Origin of the sequence: Martinezella lusitana, assembly GCF_014207095.1 — a bacterium.
In the GTDB taxonomy this organism is placed as follows: Bacteria; Pseudomonadota; Alphaproteobacteria; order Rhizobiales; family Rhizobiaceae; genus Rhizobium; species Rhizobium lusitanum_B.
The window spans coordinates 1-19664 of record NZ_JACHBG010000011.1 but is presented as its reverse complement, the minus strand read 5'-3'; the positions used below and the strand labels follow the sequence as shown (position 1 = coordinate 19664).

At 57.4% G+C, this 19664-nt stretch carries 20 protein-coding genes and 1 pseudogene; 10 read left to right on the top strand and 11 right to left on the bottom strand.

Annotation, left to right across the window (positions count from 1 at the left end; genetic code table 11):
- Positions 1-4 precede the first annotated feature (4 nt).
- The 6 genes from GGD46_RS20910 to GGD46_RS20885 all read right to left on the bottom strand — a co-directional run bounded on the left by GGD46_RS20910 (position 5) and on the right by GGD46_RS20885 (position 5512).
- Positions 5-736, bottom strand: coding sequence for an ATP-binding cassette domain-containing protein (locus tag GGD46_RS20910; protein WP_184707464.1), 732 nt, complete (start codon positions 734-736; stop codon positions 5-7).
- On the bottom strand, positions 733-1716 hold the full coding sequence (locus GGD46_RS20905; protein ID WP_184707462.1) for an ABC transporter permease: 984 nt from the start codon (positions 1714-1716) through the stop codon (positions 733-735). Before GGD46_RS20905 ends, GGD46_RS20910 begins: the two co-directional genes overlap by 4 nt.
- A 72-nt stretch (positions 1717-1788) precedes the next feature.
- Positions 1789-2763 carry a sugar ABC transporter substrate-binding protein gene (locus GGD46_RS20900; RefSeq protein ID WP_184707460.1) on the bottom strand — a complete coding sequence of 325 codons (975 nt, stop codon included), beginning with the start codon at positions 2761-2763 and terminating at the stop codon, positions 1789-1791.
- Positions 2764-2800: 37 nt separating this feature from the next.
- On the bottom strand, positions 2801-3493 hold the full coding sequence (locus tag GGD46_RS20895; RefSeq protein WP_184707458.1) for a GntR family transcriptional regulator: 693 nt from the start codon (positions 3491-3493) through the stop codon (positions 2801-2803).
- Between the two features lie 82 nt (positions 3494-3575).
- Complete coding sequence (locus GGD46_RS20890; protein WP_184707456.1) at positions 3576-4778, bottom strand: mandelate racemase/muconate lactonizing enzyme family protein; 1203 nt, start codon at positions 4776-4778, stop codon at positions 3576-3578.
- The gene (locus tag GGD46_RS20885; protein WP_184707454.1) at positions 4778-5512 is read right to left on the bottom strand and encodes a FadR/GntR family transcriptional regulator; all 735 of its coding nucleotides are present in this window, start codon (positions 5510-5512) and stop codon (positions 4778-4780) included. Before GGD46_RS20885 ends, GGD46_RS20890 begins: the two co-directional genes overlap by 1 nt.
- 102 nt (positions 5513-5614) lie before the next feature.
- Here GGD46_RS20885 and GGD46_RS20880 point away from each other — a divergent pair, with 102 nt between their 5' ends.
- The 3 genes from GGD46_RS20880 to GGD46_RS20870 are packed head-to-tail and all read left to right on the top strand — an operon-like array spanning position 5615 to position 8623.
- Positions 5615-6508 carry an SMP-30/gluconolactonase/LRE family protein gene (locus GGD46_RS20880; RefSeq protein ID WP_184707452.1) on the top strand — a complete coding sequence of 298 codons (894 nt, stop codon included), beginning with the start codon at positions 5615-5617 and terminating at the stop codon, positions 6506-6508.
- 54 nt (positions 6509-6562) lie between these two features.
- The gene (locus tag GGD46_RS20875) at positions 6563-7345 is read left to right on the top strand and encodes an SDR family NAD(P)-dependent oxidoreductase (protein WP_184707450.1); all 783 of its coding nucleotides are present in this window, start codon (positions 6563-6565) and stop codon (positions 7343-7345) included.
- A 30-nt stretch (positions 7346-7375) separates the two neighbouring features.
- Positions 7376-8623 (top strand): enolase C-terminal domain-like protein, encoded by a 1248-nt coding sequence (locus GGD46_RS20870; RefSeq protein WP_184707449.1) that lies wholly within the window; start codon positions 7376-7378, stop codon positions 8621-8623.
- A gap of 139 nt (positions 8624-8762) precedes the next feature.
- On the opposite strand, the gene GGD46_RS20865 is transcribed toward GGD46_RS20870, so the two are convergent.
- Positions 8763-9059, bottom strand: a complete 297-nt coding sequence (locus GGD46_RS20865) for a hypothetical protein (RefSeq protein ID WP_184707448.1) — start codon at positions 9057-9059, stop codon at positions 8763-8765.
- A gap of 214 nt (positions 9060-9273) precedes the next feature.
- Between GGD46_RS20865 and GGD46_RS20860 the strand changes: the two genes are divergently transcribed.
- Positions 9274-11235, top strand: a complete 1962-nt coding sequence (locus GGD46_RS20860) for an elongation factor G (protein ID WP_184707446.1) — start codon at positions 9274-9276, stop codon at positions 11233-11235.
- 55 nt (positions 11236-11290) lie between these two features.
- On the opposite strand, the gene GGD46_RS20855 is transcribed toward GGD46_RS20860, so the two are convergent.
- The 4 genes from GGD46_RS20855 to GGD46_RS20840 all read right to left on the bottom strand — a co-directional run bounded on the left by GGD46_RS20855 (position 11291) and on the right by GGD46_RS20840 (position 13948).
- Positions 11291-11659, bottom strand: coding sequence for a DUF4189 domain-containing protein (locus GGD46_RS20855; RefSeq protein WP_184707444.1), 369 nt, complete (start codon positions 11657-11659; stop codon positions 11291-11293).
- Positions 11660-11730: 71 nt separating this feature from the next.
- Positions 11731-11958 (bottom strand): hypothetical protein, encoded by a 228-nt coding sequence (locus tag GGD46_RS20850; protein ID WP_184707442.1) that lies wholly within the window; start codon positions 11956-11958, stop codon positions 11731-11733.
- A gap of 210 nt (positions 11959-12168) precedes the next feature.
- Positions 12169-13086, bottom strand: a complete 918-nt coding sequence (locus GGD46_RS20845) for a GGDEF domain-containing protein (RefSeq protein ID WP_184707440.1) — start codon at positions 13084-13086, stop codon at positions 12169-12171.
- Between the two features lie 223 nt (positions 13087-13309).
- On the bottom strand, positions 13310-13948 hold the full coding sequence (locus GGD46_RS20840) for a GGDEF domain-containing protein (RefSeq protein WP_246806424.1): 639 nt from the start codon (positions 13946-13948) through the stop codon (positions 13310-13312).
- 242 nt (positions 13949-14190) lie between these two features.
- Here GGD46_RS20840 and GGD46_RS20835 point away from each other — a divergent pair, with 242 nt between their 5' ends.
- The 6 genes and pseudogenes from GGD46_RS20835 to kdsA all read left to right on the top strand — a co-directional run bounded on the left by GGD46_RS20835 (position 14191) and on the right by kdsA (position 19471).
- A complete protein-coding gene (locus tag GGD46_RS20835) occupies positions 14191-14490 on the top strand; it encodes a hypothetical protein (protein ID WP_184707436.1) in 300 nt (99 codons plus the stop codon).
- Between the two features lie 179 nt (positions 14491-14669).
- Positions 14670-15164 (top strand): NUDIX hydrolase, encoded by a 495-nt coding sequence (locus GGD46_RS20830; protein ID WP_184707434.1) that lies wholly within the window; start codon positions 14670-14672, stop codon positions 15162-15164.
- 752 nt (positions 15165-15916) lie between these two features.
- The gene (locus GGD46_RS33865; RefSeq protein WP_246806423.1) at positions 15917-16198 is read left to right on the top strand and encodes a hypothetical protein; all 282 of its coding nucleotides are present in this window, start codon (positions 15917-15919) and stop codon (positions 16196-16198) included.
- Positions 16199-16868: 670 nt separating this feature from the next.
- Positions 16869-17930, top strand: coding sequence for a porin (locus GGD46_RS20820; RefSeq protein ID WP_184707432.1), 1062 nt, complete (start codon positions 16869-16871; stop codon positions 17928-17930).
- A 289-nt stretch (positions 17931-18219) separates the two neighbouring features.
- A pseudogene (locus tag GGD46_RS33855) lies at positions 18220-18400 on the top strand (GlxA family transcriptional regulator); the annotation flags it as partial.
- Between the two features lie 192 nt (positions 18401-18592).
- Positions 18593-19471: a 3-deoxy-8-phosphooctulonate synthase gene (gene kdsA, locus GGD46_RS20815; RefSeq protein WP_184707694.1), complete on the top strand. Its 879-nt coding sequence runs from the start codon at positions 18593-18595 to the stop codon at positions 19469-19471.
- Positions 19472-19664 lie beyond the last annotated feature (193 nt).

The following is a 19664-nucleotide window of genomic DNA, read 5'->3' as shown; positions in this document are numbered from 1 at the left end:
AGCCTCACAAGAGTTCGTGGACTTCATCTATCGAGGTGTCTGCGGTCTGCCGATCGAAAACGATCTCGCCGCGAGCCATCGCTACGATCCGGTCACAAGATTGGAAGACATGCTGCATGTTATGTGAAATGAAGATGCCCGTCAGGCCCTGCGCCTTCAGACCACGCACGAAACCGATGACCTTGTTCGTCTCCTTGACGGAGAGGTGGTTGGTCGGCTCGTCGAGGATCAGCACCTTCGACTTGAAATGCATCGCACGCGCAATCGCCACGCCTTGCCGCTGGCCGCCGGAGAGCTCTCCTACCAGCGCATCCGGTGAGCGCAGATGCAGGTCGACATCGGCGATCGCCTTGACGCTCTCGTCGCGCATGCGCTTCTGGTCCATGATACCGAAATTGCCGATGCGCCATTTCATCGGTTCGCGGCCAATGAACAGGTTCCGGGCGATCGACATGGTCGGAACCATCGAATTGTACTGATAGATCGTCTCCAGCCCGTGATGCATTGCATCCTTGGGAGAGCGGAAATTGACTTCCCGGCCCTCGATGAGGATTTGGCCGTCATCCTGGTGGTGGACGCCGGACAGGATCTTGATGAGCGTCGACTTGCCTGCGCCATTATCGCCCACAAGGCCGACAGACTCGCCGGGTTTGATGGTCAGCGACACGTTCTTCAGGGCATGTACGCCGCTATACCACTTCTGCAGGTTGCGGCACTCGATAATCGGCTGGGTCATTTGTGCGCCTCCACCTTGATCTTGCGGGACATCTTGCCCATCCAGGCATTGGCGATGACGGCGAACATGGTGAGCATGCCGATCGCGAATTTGAACCAGTTGGCGTCGACGCGCGAGAGCACGAGGCCGTTGTCGATCGTGCGGATCAAGAGCGTACCGATGATCGCGCCGAACACGGTGCCGATGCCACCGGCCAATGCGGTGCCGCCAATAACGGCGGCGGCGACCGCCTGCAGTTCCAAACCCTCGCCGATCGACGGCAACGGCGAGCCGAGGCGCAGCACCTGGAGCAGGCCGGCAAAGCCCGCCAGCATCGAGCAGAGCATGAAGCAGACGATCTTTACACGGCGAACGGGAATGCCCATCGACGCGGCAGCCTCGTTGAAGCCGCCAACGGCGCGGATCCAGTTGCCGAAATTCGTCAGAGAAAGGAAGGCCGTCGCGACAATGGCGATCAGCGCGAACCACAGGAAGGACATGCGCAGGATCGCACCCTGCCAGATGTAGTCTGTAAATAGCCAGGTGGGAAGATTATCAGGCAACAGCGGCGGAAAGCCACCTGAAATGACGATGGTCAGAGATCGCGCGATGAATAGCATGCCGAGCGTGGTAATGAAGCTCGGAATCGAGAACTGCAGCGTGACATAGCCGTTGATGAGGCCGATGACCGCACAGAGAGCCAGTCCCAGCAGAAGCGAAAGACTGAATGGGATTCCATCGTTCAGCATCACAGCCATGGACATCGGCATCAATGCGAAGACCGAGCCAACAGACAGGTCGAATTCGCCACAGATCATCAAGATGGTCACGCCGATAGCAACCAGCGCCATCTCCGGAAGCAGCCCCATGATGCCGCGTATGTTCTCAAACGACAACAATACGCCGTTCGATTTGATCTGGAACAGGACGATTAGAATGATCAACAGCGCAAGCCCTGCCAGCTCGGGCTTATCGAGATAAACTTTCAGAAACCGCTTCATCGGCGTATCGCTCGTAGTAGGTCGGCGTCCCGTTCCGTGGAGCAAGACGCCGGGTGCAACTGAATGGTTCTATTAACGCAGGCCGCGCTTCGACATTTCCATGATCGTGGGAACGTCCTTGGGCGTGACAATGCCCTGGCCGGTATCTATGTCCGACGGTGCAAGGCCGGCGGTCTTCCAGAGATAGGCCTCCATGACGGGCATGAAGCCCTGCATGTAAGGCTGCTGGTCAACCTGGACCTGCACATAACCGGCCGTCATCTGCTGCAGAACCTCAGGAACGAGGTCGAAGCCGCCGAGCAGAACCTTGCCCGGTGCGATGCCGCGGTCCTTCAGCACCTTGGCAACGCCTGCACCCCAGAAGCCGGTGTCGAAGTAGGCCGTCGTGTTTGGATTGGCGTTGAGATAGGCGCCGATGCGGTCGGCGGTGATTGCAAGGTCGGTGGCTGAATCGATGCGCGTGATATTGACCTCGCGATCCTTATGTTCGGCCTTGTATTCTTCGAGGAATTTGGTGACGCCGGCGGCGCGCTGCTCGGACCATGTCTGCCCCGGGGCGTTGACGCCTACGAGCAGGTTCAGCGGGCCGTCCTTCGGAAAGTTCAGGGATTGAGCCTTGGCGAGCGAATAACCTGCCGCGACGAAACCCTGGCCTATGAAAGCCTTGCGTGCATTGCCCTTCGCACCCTGGCTGTCGTCGACATTGACGGCAAGCACGAGAATACCGGCATCGGTGGCCTCCTTGATCGCTGCATCATAGGCCTTGTCGTCGACAATGGCGACGAAGATCGCATCCGGCTTGGTGGCCATAGCTGCCTGAAGGTTTGCGACCGCCTGCTCGACCGAGCCCTCGGTCTGGGTCAGGACGAGCTGGCAATTGGCCGCGACGCGGGTGCACGCATCGTCAAAACCCTTCTTCACCGACTGCCAGAAAGTGTTGGAGGCCGAGGAGTGGCTGATGAATGTTATATTCAGTCCCCCGGCAGAAGCACCGGATGCCATCAACGACAGGCCGAGCGCCGTACCGGCGATCAATTTCTTAAGCATGCTTTCCTCCCTTGTTTTGTAGTAATATGTGCTGCGCTCACTCCGTATCGTCGAACAGCTCCGCGCGAGAGCGGGCGATTTCAGGCAAGGACGTCAGTATCTCGCGCAGATGCAGCCGGATCGCCTCCTCCGCGGCGGTCTTGTCGCCGGCAGCAATGCCATCGATTATTTTCTCATGCTGTTCGATCAACCGCCCGATATGCAGATCGTCGACGGAGAGAAACCGCACGCGGTCCATCTGCGCCTTGACGCTTTCGATCACGCTCCAGGCATAGGACTTGCCGGCTGCGGCAGCGAGCGTGTGATGGAAAAGTTCGTCGAGGCGCAGAAACCCCGTACGGTCGTCGTGCGATACCTTCCGCTGTTCGGCGAGTTGACGGCGCAGCTCAGCGACGGTCTCGGCCGCAGGATCTCCGGCGACCACGCGCACGATATCGGCTTCGATCGCCTCACGCACAAAACGTACGTCCATGACCGACGCCACCGAGATCTTGGTGACAAACGTGCCGCGCTGCGGAAGCACCTGCACCAGCCCTTCCTCGGAGAGCTTGATGAAGGCTTCCCGCACCGGCTGTCGGCTGACCGACAGGGATTTGGCGGCATCCGATTCGGAGAGCCGTTCTCCCGGCAGTAGTTCCGCCTGAATGATGCGCTCTCGCAGGATGCGATAGACCTGTGGGCCAACGGACTCGCCCATCGCGACCACTTTGGCGGGTCTGGCGTTCTGCATGCGACGGTTCTCCTCCCGGTATCGGTCCAATGCGAATTGTCTACTAACCTACTACCATACAAGTCAAGTGTTTTTGCATGGGTCATGCCTCTATTCGGGCCATGCGCCGGTAAACCGTGAATTTTCTGTCGAGATCCACCGCCAGTTCGATACCGTGGCCAGGGCCTGGCGGAACGGTGATCATTCCGTTGGTCACCGTCGGCAATTGCGTCGTAAGGTCGGCGTACCACGTGCGGTAATAGGCGCGCACGCTCTCCTGCACGAGGGCGTTTGGTGCATTGAGCGACAGGTGCGTTGATGCTGAAAGAACGACAGGGCCTGTGCAATCATGCGGCGCGACAGGCAGGTGCCAGGCTTCGGCCATGGTGGCGATCTTCTTTGCCTCGGAGATGCCGCCGCACCAGGAAAGGTCGAGCATGACGATCCCGGCGCTGTCGGTCTCGAGCAGATCGCGAAAAGCCCAACGCGTCGCCAACGTTTCTGAGGCGCACAAAGGTGCGGAACTGGCGGCCGCATAGCGCTTCAGACTGGACAGCGAATCCATCTTGATGGGATCTTCATGCCAGAAAGTGCCGTAGGGTTCGAGCGCACGTGCAATCCGGATCGCCGGGGTAAGCTGCCACATCGAATGGAACTCGACCATGATGTCCATCTTGTCGCCGACCCGCTTACGAATCTTTTCGAAAGGCTCAAGCGCCTTGCGCAGATCAGGTCCCGAAATATATTGGCCGCCGCTTGCTTCCGCAGCGATGTCGAAAGGCCAGATCTTCATCGCCGAAATGCCTTCGGAAAGTAGATCCTCCGCCAGATCGTCTGCGTGTTCGAGGAAGCCGTTGAGGTCGTCATAGTCGCGACCGGGACCGCCTATGCCGTAATTTCCCGTCTGCTGGCCGCTTGCTTCACGCATGTAGGTGTTGCCGGCGCAGGTATTGTAGGTTCGGATTTCCTGGCGCGAAAAGCCGCCGAGCAATTGTGCAATCGGTAGGTCGGTTGATTTTCCGAACAAGTCCCAGAGACCGATGTCGACGGCGGAGTTGCCGCGCATCTCGACACCTGTGGAGCGGAAGCCGAGATAGCCGGTGAGGTCTTTTGAGATGCGATCGATCTCCAAGGGGTCGCGACCAAGCAGTTTCGGTGCGACGACCTCATGGATGTAGGCCTCCACCGTTTCCGCCATGAAGAAGGTTTCGCCAAGCCCGACGAGACCTTCATTCGTATGAATCCTCACCCATAGAATATTCGGGAATTCCTTGACGCGGACGGTTTCGAACGCGGTGATCTTCATCAGTATACTCCCGCCGCTAGCAGTGCTTTCACGGTGAGGTCGAAATGCTCGACCATCGCGGCCTCGCCTCTGGCCGGATCGCCGTTGGCGATGGCCTGCGCGATCGCGAAGTGGCCGTCGATGCTTTCCTGTCGCGTTTCGTTGCTGCCGCGGCTCGCCCAGCCGATCGGCCAGGTGTGGCGCGTCACCACATGGAAGGAGCCGACGATCAACGAAAACATCGGGTTCTTCGATGCCGAGCCGATCGCCTCGTGAAAGGCGATGTCGTGCTCCATGACTTTCTGCGGCTCATAGAAATCGCGCTGCATGGCCTCCGCCAGCGCGTAGATTTCTGCCGCTTCCCGATCGCTTCGGCGCAACGCCGCAAGCGCTACGGTTCGACGCTCAATGGTGCGGCGCACGTCGAAAATCTGCTGGATGGTTGCCTGGTTTGTATGGACGGCGTGATCTGTGATCATCGCCAGCACATCGGCCTTCGGTGCAGCCACCCGCGCCCGGCGTCCGTTGCCGATATCGATCAGCGTCAATGCGGCGAGGGAACGATAGGCCTCACGAACGATGGTTCGCGATGTGCCGGTCTGTTCCGCAAATGCGCCCTCGCTTGGCAGTTCGTCGCCGACCTGCAGGCCATTGTCACGGATATAGGCCTTTACCGAAGTCATGACGCTGCCGAGCAATCCCTCGGCTCCAGCGTGACGTTCTCCGGCATCCTTCGTATCAGAAGAGAATTCCATAAAGCTCTTCTCCAACCTGTATGATAGGTATAAATTAAGCTTGATTTAGATCGTCGATTTCCTATTGTCAATCGCAAGTTTCACTATGAAGAGGGAGGGAATATGCGGGTCCGCATTTTATTCGATGCGCAGGACATCGTGGGTGAGAGCATTGTCTGGTCGAGTGAGGAGGGTGCGCTCTACTGGGTCGATATCGGCGGCAAACGCATTCATCGGCTGGAAGTAAAGACGGGCATGCACCAGACCTGGTCTACACCGGATTTCCCGACATCGATCGGCATGTGCAAGAGCGGTGGCTTTATCGTTGGGCTTGCCCGCGACGTCTGCCTCTGGCGGCCCGGGGGGGTATTCGAGCCTTTTGCAAGGCCGGAACCGGCAAGACCCGAAAATCGGTTGAACGAAGGCCGGGTCGCACCCGACGGTTCCTTCTGGGTGTCTACGATGCAGAACAATCTCAATGCGGATGGAACGCCGAAGGATATGACAGCCAATGCCGGCGCGATCTATCGCATCGATCCGTCGGGCGAGATCAAGCAGTTGACGCCGAATGATTATGGTATCACCAACACAATGGGCTGGACCCGGGACAATCGCTTTCTGTTTGCCGACACGCGCGCCAACGAAATCTATTCCTTTGCCTACGATCCAGAGGCAAAGACGATCTCGGGTCGCCGCACCGTGGTGAGTGGGTTTACGCGCGGCTTGCCCGACGGCTCATGTCTCGATGCGGATGATCATCTCTGGAATTGCCGCGTGGTCGGCGGCGCCGCCGTCGCCCGTTTCAGCGCCGAAGGCGCGCTGCGAGATCTCGTCGAGCTGCCGGTTTTATGGCCCACGAGCTGCACCTTCGGCGGAGCAGATCTTTCCACGCTCTATGTTACATCTGCCCGCTTCACCATGACCCGAGAACATCTTTCTACCCATCCACTCGAAGGTAGTCTGCTGGCGGTCGAAACCGGCTTTCGCGGTGTCGCAGAACCCAAATTCGGATATTGACATACTGGTATGGTAGAATGTTAATAAGCGAAAACGCGTGGAGGAGCGCCCTTTATGGAATTCGAAGGCAAGAGCATCATCGTCACCGGCGGTAGCCTGGGCATGGGGCGTGCTTGCGCGGAGCGCTTCGCAAAGGCCGGTGCACAGGTCCTCATCGTTTCCAACGACCGGCAGTCCGTCGATAAGACGGTGGGTGAGGCCGGCGGCAAGACAAGCGGCTTTGTCGGCGATGTTCGCAAGGCTGCGGATATGCAAGCTGCCGTCGAACAGGCGGTAGCAGAATTTGGTGGTGTCGATATTCTGGTCTGCAGTGCTGGCATCCAACGCTACGGCACGGTGGTCGATACGTCGGAAGATGTTTGGGACGACGTGCTCGACGTCAATCTGAAAGGCATCTACCTCGCCTCGAAGTTTGCCATTCCGGAAATGAGAAAGCGGGGTGGTGGTGCAATTGTCGCCATCTCGTCGATACAGTCCTACGCCTCGCAGGCAAATGTAGCCGCCTACACCGCCAGCAAGGGCGCCATCAACGCACTCGTGCGTGCCATGGCGCTCGATCATGCTGCCGACAACATCACGGTCAATGCCGTTTGCCCAGCCTCGATCGATACGCCCATGCTGCGCTGGGCCGCCGATCTCTTCAAGGGTGACATGACCCAGGATGAGATGGTTGCTCAATGGGGCAAGGGCCATCCGGTCGGCCGCGTCGGCAAGCAGGAAGAAGTTGCCGATCTGGTAGCATTTCTTGCCAGCGACAAGGCTCGTTTCATCACCGGCGCTGACATAAAGATCGATGGCGGCACCATGGCCAAGCTCGGCATCGTGCTGCCGGAGTAAGTTATTGCTTTCATTTGAACGGAGACCTGCATGAAGCGGCCCAAGATCACCGACATCCGCGCAACAACCGTGACCGTGCCGCTCGAAGCGCCGCTGCGGCATTCCAACGGCGCGCATTGGGGTCGTTTCGTGCGCACGATCATCGAGGTGGAAACGGATATCGGCATCGTCGGCCTCGGTGAGATGGGGGGAGGAGGCGAGAGTGCGGAGGCGGCATTCCGCGCGCTCAAGACCTACCTTGTCGGGCATGACCCGTTCGAGCTCGAGCAGCTGCGTTTCAAGATCTGCAATCCGACAGCCAGCCTTTACAACAACCGTACACAGATGCATGCGGCCATCGAATTTGCCTGCATCGATATTATCGGCAAGTTTCTGGGCGTTCCCGCCTATGACGTCCTCGGCGGCAAGATGCGCAATGAGGTTGGTTTTGCAAGTTATCTCTTTTTCCGTCTGCCGAATAAAGAGACCGGCAAGGGAGAGATCCGCACTGCCGACCAACTGATCGAACAGGCGCTGGAACTCAAGCGCAGTCATGGTTTCAAGGCGCATAAGCTCAAGAGTGGCGTCTTTCCGCCTGACTATGAACTCGAAGTCTTCCGCGCACTTGCAAAGGCTGTTGGCAGCGATTCCGTGCGCTATGATCCGAACGCCGCCTTCAGCGTTGAAGAGGCCATCCGCTTTGCCAAGGGTATCGAGGATCTCAATAACGATTACTATGAGGATCCGACCTGGGGTCTGAATGGCATGCGGCGCGTGCGGGAAAACACACATATGCCACTCGCCACCAATACCATCGTCATCAACTTCGAGCAGCTTGCAACCAATGTGCTGAACCCGGCCGTCGATGTGATCCTGCTCGATACCACCTTCTGGGGTGGCATCCGACCCTGCATCAAGGCGGCAGGCGTGTGCGAGACATTCCAGCTCGGTGTTGCCGTGCATTCTTCCGGCGAGCTCGGCATCCAGCTCGCCACCATGCTGCATCTTGGTGCCGTCTTGCCGAACCTCGTCTATACGGCGGATGCGCATTACCACCAGCTCACCGACGACATCATCGCCGGCGGTCCGATGAAATATGTCGATGGCGCCATTGCGGTGCCGGATGGTCCCGGCCTTGGCGTGACGCTTGATCGTGACAAGCTCGGCCAATATGCCGATCTTTACAAGTCGCTCGGCGGTTATCTTTACGATCGCGATCCCGCGCGGCCCGGCTGGTTTTCGACCGTGCCAAACACGCGCTGGGCCGATCCATTGGACGGCAGGGTGGTGGACTATTGAGATTGCATCTTGGCAGGATGCTGCTAGCTACGCGGTGAAACGAACGCGCAACGTCGCCGGTAACCGGGAAGGCCTTATGCTCGTGCGATTGGAAAATATGGAGTGGAAGCCTCTCTTCGCGGATTGTCACCGGAGCGCTTCACTCTCTCTTTTCAGGGATCAGACGTATAAAATTTCCCTTACGTGTCGTAACGTTGATTGCTGTTGATATCTGGCGAAGCGATCCACGCGCGACCAGCGCCTCCGGTCGAGGGATCTTTCCGGGACCTGCATCGATAAAGGCGGCCCACTCGTCTTCGGAGTCGAGCAGCGCCATGAACGATGTCGCAACGATTACCTCGCCGCAGGCGGCGCATCGAAGAATGTATGAGCCGCCGTGGACGACCGGTTCGGCTTTGTCTGATCCACACGCCGTGCAAGTCAACATATCGCTCATTGCGTTATCCCAAATTCCACTGGCTAGAAGACCTCTCGACAACAGAATTCGATATCGCAAATTCGTCAATGGGTTCCCAGCCACCGAATGGATCAGCCACACATGCAAATGCAGATCATAGCGTCGTGAAACTGAAGACCTCTGGCGCATTGAGGCGGTTCAGGGCATCCTATGATGGCTGAAAGTTGTGTTTATGGCAGTTGGAGGAACGCCGATGCGCTGCTTTACCGTGCTTGGACCTTCGCAGACTGGAAAATCGACAGTCGTGGAAAAGCTCGGCTCCCTGGAGGGGGCACCGAAAAAATCCAGCTCCCCTTATGGATTGAACATCACAGAATTCACCTTCGGAAACGAGGCGTGGTGCGCGCTCGACGCGCCGGGGCCCAACGAAGCGCTGGCGCATGCGCAGCACGCGCTTCTTGCCAGCGACGCCTGCATCCTGTGCGTTTCACCGGCACCCGAGGAGGCCGTGCTCGCGGCGCCCTATCTGCGGATAATCGAAGCCTCGGGGACGCCTTGCATCCTCTTCGTCAACCGGATGGACGAACCGAGAGGGCGGCTGAGGGACGTGATCGCCGCGCTTCAGGACTACGCCAACCACACCCTTTTGCTTCGTCAGATCCCGATCCGCGAGGGGGACAGGATCGCAGGTAGTTGCGACCTGATTTCGGAACGGGCGTGGCGCTACCGGGAAGGCCAGACTTCGGCGCTGATCGCAATACCCGATGGTGCCGCCGAACGCGAGCGCGAAGCACGCGCCGAGCTCCTGGAACACCTGTCCGAATTCGATGACTGGCTTCTTGAAGAACTGATCGAGGACCGCGAACCACCCAGCGACGCGCTTTATGCCATCTCATCACGGGTTCTCCGGGAAAACAGGATTATCCCGGTTCTGATCGGTGCTGCAGGTCACGGCAACGGCATGATGAGGCTGATGAAGGCGCTGCGTCACGAGGCGCCGCCGGTCGGGGTTCTGCGGCAGCGTCTCGCTCGTCCAGCAGCCGTCGACGAAGGCAAGCTGGTGGCCGTGAGCTTCCACGCCTATCATCGCCAAAATGTCGGCAAGACGGTGCTCGTGCGCGCGCTTGGTGACGGATTGCGGCAAGGCGCATTGCTTGGCGGCTCAAGCCTTGGCGCGGTACAAAATCTTGCCAATGGACGGTCCAATTCGGCGGTTCTGCCTGCGGCGGGGGATGTCTTCGCCACGGTCAAGTCCGACCACCTGTCTGTCCCTTCGCTGCTGACTACTGGCGCGGTGGTTGCCCCGCCTGAATGGACGGAACCACCGACGCCGATGCTTGAAAGGATCCTGATTCCGGGCAGCGAACGCGATGAAAACAAGCTTTCAGAGACGCTGGCGAAACTCTCCGAGACGGATCGCGGTCTGAAAGTCTTGCAGGAAGAAGGTACGGGCGCTCAACTCGTCCGTGCCCAAGGGCCCGTACATCTGCGTGATCTCTTCCGAACACTGTCCGATGTCTTTCACATCTCAGTGACCGACCGAACGCCCAGCCCGATCTACCGCGAGACGATCACGAAACCGTCGGAGGTTCACTACCGTCATCGCAAGCAGACCGGCGGCGCCGGGCAATTTGCGGATGTGAAGCTCAGCATTTACCCCAACGAGCGCGGCCGGGGCTTCACCTTTGACGAAACCATCAAAGGCGGCGCCGTTCCCCGCAATTACATCCCCGCCGTCGAAGCGGGTGCGCGCGAAGCAATGGAGAAAGGACCGCTAGGCTTCGAAGTCATCGATGTTGGTGTAACGTTGTCAGATGGTCAGCACCATACCGTCGACAGTTCGGAACACGCCTTCCGGACTGCGTCGAAAATGGGGGTGCGTCAGGCGCTTTCGGAAGGATCGACCGTCTTGATGCAGCCGGTTTTTCGCAGCGAGTTTCATATTCCATCGGTCTATTCGGGCAACCTCGTCCAGATCGTCTCCGCTCTCAACGGCCAGGTTCTCGGCTTCGACCGCGATGAAGCCGCCAAGGGATGGGACATCTTCCGGGCGCTCGTTCCGGGCGGCGCACTTGACGATCTGGCGCGAGCGCTGCGCTCGGCGACGCAGGGCATTGGTTATTTTTCCAAGACCTTCGATCACTTCGAGGAACTATACGGCAAGGAAGCGGACGCCATAGTGAGGGCACAAGAGAAATCAGGCGCCGCACACTGAACCGTTCGCGCTGGTCCGTCGACGAGAGAGCGTCGCGAACCACGATATCAAGTTCCTATTTGGAGCAGGTCCAATTGACGATACGGCAGCCGCGATCATTTTCCCGGCAATTTGCAAGCGCGGTATACCGAGCCTCGTCACGCCTCGCGCTCCAGCCATAGCCGAACCCCCTCCTGCTTCCGACGGCGAGAGCCCCGCAGGCATTGCGGAAATACACCACGATCCGACAGTCGTCGGCAAAGGAGGAGCAGTTGGACAGTGCCTCGTCCTCGGCATCGGCCCGCGTGGAATAGTTGTGGGAGGAACCGTATGATCCCGTGCTTCTCGAGTAGGCCAAAGCGCCGAATTCCGCAGCAGAGGCGACGCTCGCAGCCATGGTCAATGTTAGCAGCGCAGTCATTGCAGCAAATTTCAAAGGTGTCATTTCCATATCCTAACAGGGGCTTGAAAGGGGGCTGAACCAACGGGCACTTTTGCGCATCCTCTACGAAGTATCTAATCGAGGTCGCGCGTGGTCGGCACGGTTTCTGAGAAAGGAAATGTACGGGAAACGTCACCAGAACTGGGCGTTGCCTTGGCGCGGTTGTCGCCGATCAGTGCAAAGTGGTTCGATTGCGAGCGAAACGTCGTCATTACATTGACCTGTGCGGTTACAAGAATTCTGAGTGAGAGCAGGCGTGTGCCATTCTTGATCGAGAGTTCCTTGTCGAAGACGTCCTCCAATGTGTCAACGGACTATTTTTGGGTACATTTTCACGCGCAGCCATAGAGACTTCGCCTTCTCAAGCAAGTTCCAATGTCAAGCAGCGCCGAGCATGGCATCGTCAACTTGAGGGAAATCGGACGCGTAGTGACAGGCCATGTCAGCCCGTGATCCGCTCTATCGTCGCCATCGCTTTCCTACCGGAGTCATTTCCAAGCGATTTGGCTAGGCTACAGCAATCTCGCCGCTCCGATTGAATGTGCGGTTGGGTCGACGCACACCTGATTGCGTCCGTTCAGCTTCGCCGCGTAAAGGGCGAGATCCGCCCTTCGATAGAGATCATTGACATCGTCGCCACGCAGGGCAGACGCGATACCGGCGGAAAACGTGTAAGAGAAGTCGGGTTGGTCGGGCAGGGGGCGTGATTGCCTCACGGCAAGCAGCATACGATAAACGATCGTCTCTGCGCGGTCCGGTGTGATTTTGGGGAGAATTAGAGCGAATTCTTCTCCTCCGATGCGCCCAACAATATCGGTCTTGCGGGCGATTTTCTGGAGCGTTGCCGCAAAATCTCTGAGAACAGCGTCGCCAATGCTATGGCCGAAGCGATCATTGATCGACTTGAAGTTATCGATGTCGAGTATGGCAAAACACCCAACCTGCTCGGCTGCACCACCCTGACCACCGACGAGTTCGCCAAGCTTTGGCATGACGAATCTCCGGCTTGGAACGCCCGTCAATTCGTCGGTCTGCGAGGCTTTTAGCGCAAAGTCGCGGTCTTGCCGCAGGGAGCGTTCGTCCGATCGGATCGTGGTGATGTCGCTTGCAACGCAGAGCATCCAGCCACTGTGCTCCATGGTCTCCGTCATCCAGAGCCAGCGGCCATCATGAAGATCTGTCTCGAAGGCGCGAAAGCCGGTTTTCCCTCGTCTTGCCTGTGTCGTCAGCAGCCAGCTCTCGAAATCAGTGGTTTTGATGATCGTTCCGCGCATGGCATGATAGTTACGGCGCATGAGGTCGGACCATAATGGATGCTCGTTATCGTCGATGAACCAGGCCATTCGAAACGCACGGTTGGCGAAGCGAAGACGATCATCCTGATCGTACACGGCGACGAGCGCACCCGACCCTTCGATCAATTGCGCCATGCGCAATATGTATTCTGCGTTACCCAAGGCCATCATGCCCTCAGACTGGTTGTATCGCCCTGAATTGTGACCGGCAGGGATAAAATTTATGTTAGTATGTTAGGATGAGCGAGAAATATTGTCACGCCGTCCGCGGTGTGACGGGCCGAAAATTGACCTTATCAAAGACGAGTCTTGCCGTGGGGCTCATACCGCCGTTGACGCTGCGATGCAGTCGAAAGCCTCATGCCGCAGGCAGCACGCTGATTGGGATGTCGTCGTTCTCGTCTCCGCGTTCGAAGGCCATTTGGTCGGCGAGCTGGCGGAGTTGGTTGAAATCGGTCGGGCCGTCGAAGGAGATGCCGCCGAGGCGGATGGCGACGGAAAGCGGCGCGCCATCCGCGCTGAAGGTGGCGTCGGAGACGCGCGCGCGGATGCGGGTGCCGATGTCGTGGGCGTTTTCGATGGTGGCGCCAGGTAGGAAGATGCCGAGTTCGTTGGTTGCAAGCCGCGCCACCAGATCGCCACTGCGAACCGAGGATTGGATGATCGAGGCAAGCGATTGCATCACGGTGTCGGCCCATCGCGGCCCGTAGCGACGGCTGATGTCGTCGAGTGTATCGATGATGACGGCGACGACGATGCCGCCGGCATCGGCGTCTGAATGCTTGCGCCGGTCGATAAAGTGCTCGACGGCCGCGGCAAAGGCGGTGCCGTTCAGCGTCTTCGTCACGCTGTCGTAGCGCGCCGCCTGGGTGACGTTTTCCTGCATCTTGCGGAGGACGCTTTTGTTGAGCTGCAAGGCAAAAAGCAGCGGAAAGGCCACAAACGCGGAAACAAGTGCTGCACCGACAAATCCGACCAGAAATGGCCGGTCAGGCATCAATAGGTTTAAAATAAGCAAAAGACCAACGGAACCGACCACGGCGCATAATGCGCCGAGCGTGGCCCTCCGCAGGGCTTTGAAAATTGTGCCGGAGGGATGTCGGTGTTGTAGAATCATGTCGGAGTTATACCCGTTCTTAATGCTGCGTTAGCTAAACAGGGGCCTGAAAAAAACAGCTTAAGAAATCCTGTAAAATTTGTTGCTTCGCATGGTTGTTTTCGCGAATTGGCGGCGTTCGGATGAATATCTGGAACCGTTGTCGAGAAGACAAGGGATGGATCCACTTGAGCGCGGATCAAGTGGAACATATTGGCGGCGATATCCGGAGTGCCTTGGGCGATCCGGGGAGCGAGCCAGTTCGTCTGTTGATAGCCATGATCACCCGGATGGCTCGCTTCTTCGACACGATCGGCGCCTCGGCGACCACAGCCGAGCCGGTGCCGCCAAGCCAGGCTGAGTTGGCCAGCTTTTTAAAGCAAGTCGCCGATTTCGGCCGCTGGATAGCTTCCCCCGGAGGAGAGTGTGGCTATCGGGTGTGATCTTGTCGCACCGTTTGTGGGCCGCACAGTTCGCCTCTACTACGCGCCGTCCGAGCCCGGAGAAATCGCCGGCCTCAATGCAGCAAAGAAAAAGGGGGATGGGCGCGGATCCGGATTTCTTACTTTGAGGAGAATCGCGTATTACTAATAAAGCAATACGAAACGTTATGGGATGGGCGATGGGCGTTCAGCAGACACATCCGAGACGTCTTGCCCTTCACACGAGCACCACATTCGAGAGCCTTTCGGCACCCCAATTCGGCGCCTTATGTTTCCGGACTATGGAGAATGGCCGCCCTGAAATATTGCTGATCACCACGCGGGAAACACATCGTTGGACGATACCGAAGGGTTGGCCTATCAAAGGGCTTAAACCTCACGAAGTCGTGGAACGTGAGGCTTGGGAAGAGGCTGGCATCAAAGGCAAGGCAAAAAAGAAGCCTTATGGCTTTTACACCTATCTGAAGCGGCTCGCTGATAGCCGGACAGTAACAGCGTCCGTGGAGGTTCATGCCTTGGAGGTCAAGGAGATCTGTCTCAATTTTCCGGAAACCGGTCAGCGAACATTGATCTGGTTGCCGCCCATTGAAGCTGCGCTCCAGGTTCCCGAGCCGCAACTCAAAGAGTTGCTGGCGGGCTTTATGGCAAATGAGATAGGTAAGATCGGTTCGTGACGTAACCGATACAAGGAATGGCAGGCCGACGAACTGTGTCTATCCTGGAGCCATTGCAGTCAAAATGAGTGTAGATGAGGCTGCGTCGGTAGAGATCGACAAGGCGACTGGAAACGGGAAGTCACCGAGTTTTTCATTCTACGTATGGAAAGTTGGCGAAATCGCTTCGATCGCGGCTGGAGCATGGCTCGATGGTTTCGAAGACGAGCGGCGTCACCACCAGAGCTGAGGATGCGCGGCGTCGGGCGCGAGGTGGACGACGATCTAGCCAAAACTGCGTGCCGGGGCGTGCCATCGACGGTCGCGTGGCGACACGATCTGGATACTCGTCCTATAAGCAGCGCAGCACGCGCATAGCTGCATTGCACAATAAATGTTTTCCATTTGGTCAAAAAACGGGCATAAAGCCCATAGCTGATGCACATGACGGTCTCCTCCCAGTTCCGTCGCAGCAGCTGTTCCCCTCTGGAGGTCTTTGACCTTCACACTTTATGGGCCGCGGTTTCGACCGGCGGCCCTTTTTTCTGCAAGTCCCTCCGCTACCTCGCACTGCTTGGACTCGATGCGCTCGCAACTGCGGGCCGAGGTCTTAGATGGCAGAGTTCCGAAGCTGCATGTCCTTTTCCCACCACCCGCGTGTGCTCACGTTGGTGGCGTCGGCGAGAGCTTCCAATTCCGCGATGTCGTCGCCGGTGAGTGTCATGGTGCTGGCTCGTGCCAGGCCATCGATGTAGCTGGGCTTGGGGACGCTGATGATCGGCGTTGTACCCTTGGCGATGGCCCAAGCCGTCGCGACATCGGCGACCGCAGGCTCCCTGCGCCTGGCCGATCAAGGCGAGCTTCTCCGCCAGCACCTTCAATTGAGACAGAATGCCATTGTAAACTTCTGCCCGGCCACTGCCTTTCGGCAGCGGATTTTCGGGGCTGTACCTGCCGCTCAAGGTGCCCTGTTCAAGCACCATATAGGCGAAGAATGGAATGCCTTAGGTAATCTATTGCCGCACAAATCGGCTGTTTCACACTGGCCCAGTTGATGGGTAAGCTGAAGAACCCGATCTAGATTGGAAACTGCAACACACGGTTGTCGGTGCCAATCCTGCCAAAGTGTCATTCATTTCGGGCTCGTCTCCTTGGCCCGTTTTGCCCGTGTTCTTCGCCGTGATAACGACGCTCTCTCCAACACCATCGACCTGCCCCGGAGCAATGTCAGGCAGAAGGTCGCATCAACCGCCTGAAGACGATTAAGCGGCGATGTATGTAGACACTCCAGCGCTTCTCAGAATGCGAATGCTGCCGATCGAATGGCGATCTCCACACAGCTTGAGGACAGCCCGAAGGGTTCACTCCAAAGTCAGAGGAATAAATTTGCTAAGTAGAGCTTATTATTTCCGAGTGGCAAAATTGTATATGTACGGTTTGCATGTTTATATATGTACAACCAGTATGTTTGTATAAATATATCCATTCCGCATCTATCAAAATACTTAGAAATATCTGGCGCAATTTGATGTATTTTTGCATCTATGAAATTTTTGTGTAGAGGAATACTGACCTCAGTGGAGAAATAGATTTCCCGCATCACCATGATGACTCTAGGTTGCTGAGAGGAGCGATTGGGCTCCTGATAATAGGGAACGGCCGGATTGGCGAACCCCGGAGATGATCTTAGGCGGATCCAAATCTGGCACATCGATTGGAGAGAAAATGAACATCAAGAGCCTTCTTCTTGGCTCCGCTGCTGCGCTGGCAGCAGTATCCGGTGCTCACGCAGCCGACGCAATCGTCGCTGCTGAGCCGGAGCCGCTTGAATACGTCCGCATCTGCGATGCATACGGCGCTGGTTACTTCTTCATTCCGGGCACCGAAACCTGCCTCAAGATCGGCGGCAAGGTTCGTACCGAAGGTCAGTGGTACGATGCCTACAACCCTGACACCCATTTCGGCACCAAATGGCATACTCGCGCTGAGCTGCAGCTGCAGACCGCTTCGGACACCGAATACGGCCCGCTGAAGACCAACACCGAAATGCGTTGGGACTGGAACGACGGCAACCCAACCGCGACCAACCTGCTGCACGCCAGCATCAGCCTCGGTGGCTTCACCATCGGTAAGGAAGACTCGCAGTTCAACGTCTTCACCGGTTATGCCGGCGACGTCATCAACGACGACGTGGTCTATGACGGTCCATACGAACTGAACCAGATCACCTACAACTACGACGCCGGCAACGGCTTCACGGCTGTGATCTCGGTTGAAGACAGCAACTCCGGCACCGGTGCTACCGGCGCCAACGGCGAAGACAGCCACAACCACTACGCTCCTGACGCCGTTGCCGGTGTTGGCTACAAGGCTGGCGCATGGGCCTTCAAGCTCGTTGGCGGTTACGACTCGATCGTTGAAGAAGGCGCCATCAAGGCTCGCGTAGACGCTGACTTCGGCGTATTCTCGGCCTTCTTGATGGGCGGCTGGAACACGAACGGCGATAAGCTTAACAAGTATGCTGGCGCCGGCGGTGCAGGCCCGGCTGCCAATATCGGCTGGGGTGACTGGGCTGTTTGGGGCGGTGCAAGCGTTCCGATCAACGAAAAGCTGAAGTGGAACCTGCAGCTCGCCTACACCGACTCCAAGATCTTCGCCGCTACGACGAACGTCAAGTGGAACCCGGTTAAGAACCTGCTTGTCGAGCCGGAAGTCTCCTACACCAACTGGGATTCCATCAATCAGGACCAGTGGGCCGGTATCCTCCGCTTCGAGCGCACCTTCTAATCTGATCTGAAATAGACCTCCGATCAGAGACGGAGGAAGGCCCTGTTTCCATGAGGGCCTTCCTCTTTTCGGTAGAAGCTCTTTCCGAGACGGTCACTTCGACGCGAACTTGTGTCGGGGAACTATTGAAACCTAATTTGCTGCGAGACCGCGATAGTTTTCCTGATCGGCATTGTTCAGTTCGCTTCTTCATCTGCGAAAACAAGAGCGGGTGATGCAGCGCTGCCGCTCGCCGGGCGCCCGCAACATTTGGTTAGCGTGTTCGCCGCACTCCGGAATCCCACCTCAAGCACTCGCCGTCGACAACCTGAGCCTGGAGGCCGCGCGCCTGATTATGGAGTAGGGCCGCCATTCAATCGATGTCGTCGCGCGGGAAACCGGTTTTGCTGATCGCGAACGTATGCGCTGCGCCTTCGGTCCAGCCACCGCAAGCCATTCGCCGTTTGGCGCAGCTGGAGGAACGGACGTAATGAATCCATCAACGCGTAATTCCTCACTCCGATCTTGGAACACATAGGATTGTCGTCATAAAACCGATACAACCATATCGTCATTGCAGTTGCAGTCTGGAGCAAACCAGAGCTTGGTTCAGATCAGAGCCAAGGTTTCAGTACCGCTGAACGTCCTGTCGAGTTTGCGTTTGGCGGGTAAGGCGAAGCATGATGCCACATCGGCCGACAGACAAGGGAACTACCGTGCGCGCGATATCACTAGGAAGCATTGAAATTTCCAACTCGAAGCCAATGGTCTTCATCGGCGGTGTCAACGTGCTGGAAAGCCGCGATCTGGCAATGCAAGTCGCCGAAGAAATGAAAAGAGAGACGGATCGCCAGCAAATCCCGTACGTCTTCAAAGCCTCCTTCGACAAGGCCAATCGCTCCTCGAACCAATCCTTTCGCGGCCCAGGCATTTATGAGGGCATGAGAATCCTTCAAGAGGTTCGCGACACTTTCGGTGTTCCGATCCTGACGGATGTTCATCTCCCCGATCAGGCAACAGTGGCCGCCGAAGTATGCGACATCCTGCAGCTCCCCGCATTTCTCGCCCGCCAAACCGACTTGATCGAGGCCCTCGCTAAGACGGGAAAAATCGTCAACGTGAAAAAGCCTCAGTTCATGAGCCCGCGCCAGATCGGAAATGTCATCGATAAGTTCGCAGATTTCGGAAACGACAAGGCGATCATCTGCGAGCGCGGGAGCTGTTTTGGCTATGATAACCTGGTGGTCGATATGCTCGGATTTAGCGTCATGAAGGAAGTGAGCGCTGACGCGCCTATTATCTTCGATGTGACGCATTCGCTGCAGATGCGCGACCCGAGCGCAAAAAGTTCCGGCGGCCGCCGAAAACAGGTCTTCGAGTTGGCTCGTTCTGGCCTGGCCTTGGGGCTGGCAGGCATATTCTTGGAAGCGCATCCTGACCCTGATCGCGCCTTATGCGATGGACCTAGCGCATTAGCACTCGACAAAGTTTCCGCTTTCTTGAGCCAAATGAAAGCCGTCGACGAGTTGGTAAAGTCTTTCCCAGCCGTCGACCTTGCCTAATTAGAGTGACATTCCGCGTTTGAGCGCATCTTGGTTACAGGGAGCATGCTGGGGAAGGCGACAGACGCACTTGGAAATAGAATGTACCCTGCTACATGAGATGTGGCGGAGGAGTTGGAATGTCTTCTGTCTGGCAAAGTAGAAATGTCCGCTTGGCCGCCACGCGGCACAACGACCAGCCACGATCTGATCG

What these genes read in the sequence shown, in the direction of transcription:
- GGD46_RS20910 (WP_184707464.1), bottom strand. Translation starts at nt 736, where the DNA reads ATGACCCAGCCGATTATCGAGTGCCGCAACCTGCAGAAGTGGTATAGC.
- GGD46_RS20905 (WP_184707462.1), bottom strand. Translation starts at nt 1,716, where the DNA reads ATGAAGCGGTTTCTGAAAGTTTATCTCGATAAGCCCGAGCTGGCAGGG.
- GGD46_RS20900 (WP_184707460.1), bottom strand. Translation starts at nt 2,763, where the DNA reads ATGCTTAAGAAATTGATCGCCGGTACGGCGCTCGGCCTGTCGTTGATG.
- GGD46_RS20895 (WP_184707458.1), bottom strand. Translation starts at nt 3,493, where the DNA reads ATGCAGAACGCCAGACCCGCCAAAGTGGTCGCGATGGGCGAGTCCGTT.
- GGD46_RS20890 (WP_184707456.1), bottom strand. Translation starts at nt 4,778, where the DNA reads ATGAAGATCACCGCGTTCGAAACCGTCCGCGTCAAGGAATTCCCGAAT.
- GGD46_RS20885 (WP_184707454.1), bottom strand. Translation starts at nt 5,512, where the DNA reads ATGGAATTCTCTTCTGATACGAAGGATGCCGGAGAACGTCACGCTGGA.
- GGD46_RS20880 (WP_184707452.1), top strand. Translation starts at nt 5,615, where the DNA reads ATGCGGGTCCGCATTTTATTCGATGCGCAGGACATCGTGGGTGAGAGC.
- GGD46_RS20875 (WP_184707450.1), top strand. Translation starts at nt 6,563, where the DNA reads ATGGAATTCGAAGGCAAGAGCATCATCGTCACCGGCGGTAGCCTGGGC.
- GGD46_RS20870 (WP_184707449.1), top strand. Translation starts at nt 7,376, where the DNA reads ATGAAGCGGCCCAAGATCACCGACATCCGCGCAACAACCGTGACCGTG.
- GGD46_RS20865 (WP_184707448.1), bottom strand. Translation starts at nt 9,059, where the DNA reads ATGAGCGATATGTTGACTTGCACGGCGTGTGGATCAGACAAAGCCGAA.
- GGD46_RS20860 (WP_184707446.1), top strand. Translation starts at nt 9,274, where the DNA reads ATGCGCTGCTTTACCGTGCTTGGACCTTCGCAGACTGGAAAATCGACA.
- GGD46_RS20855 (WP_184707444.1), bottom strand. Translation starts at nt 11,659, where the DNA reads ATGACACCTTTGAAATTTGCTGCAATGACTGCGCTGCTAACATTGACC.
- GGD46_RS20845 (WP_184707440.1), bottom strand. Translation starts at nt 13,086, where the DNA reads ATGGCGCAATTGATCGAAGGGTCGGGTGCGCTCGTCGCCGTGTACGAT.
- GGD46_RS20840 (WP_246806424.1), bottom strand. Translation starts at nt 13,948, where the DNA reads ATGCCTGACCGGCCATTTCTGGTCGGATTTGTCGGTGCAGCACTTGTT.
- GGD46_RS20835 (WP_184707436.1), top strand. Translation starts at nt 14,191, where the DNA reads ATGAATATCTGGAACCGTTGTCGAGAAGACAAGGGATGGATCCACTTG.
- GGD46_RS20830 (WP_184707434.1), top strand. Translation starts at nt 14,670, where the DNA reads ATGGGCGTTCAGCAGACACATCCGAGACGTCTTGCCCTTCACACGAGC.
- GGD46_RS33865 (WP_246806423.1), top strand. Translation starts at nt 15,917, where the DNA reads ATGATCGGCGTTGTACCCTTGGCGATGGCCCAAGCCGTCGCGACATCG.
- GGD46_RS20820 (WP_184707432.1), top strand. Translation starts at nt 16,869, where the DNA reads ATGAACATCAAGAGCCTTCTTCTTGGCTCCGCTGCTGCGCTGGCAGCA.
- kdsA (WP_184707694.1), top strand. Translation starts at nt 18,593, where the DNA reads ATGCCACATCGGCCGACAGACAAGGGAACTACCGTGCGCGCGATATCA.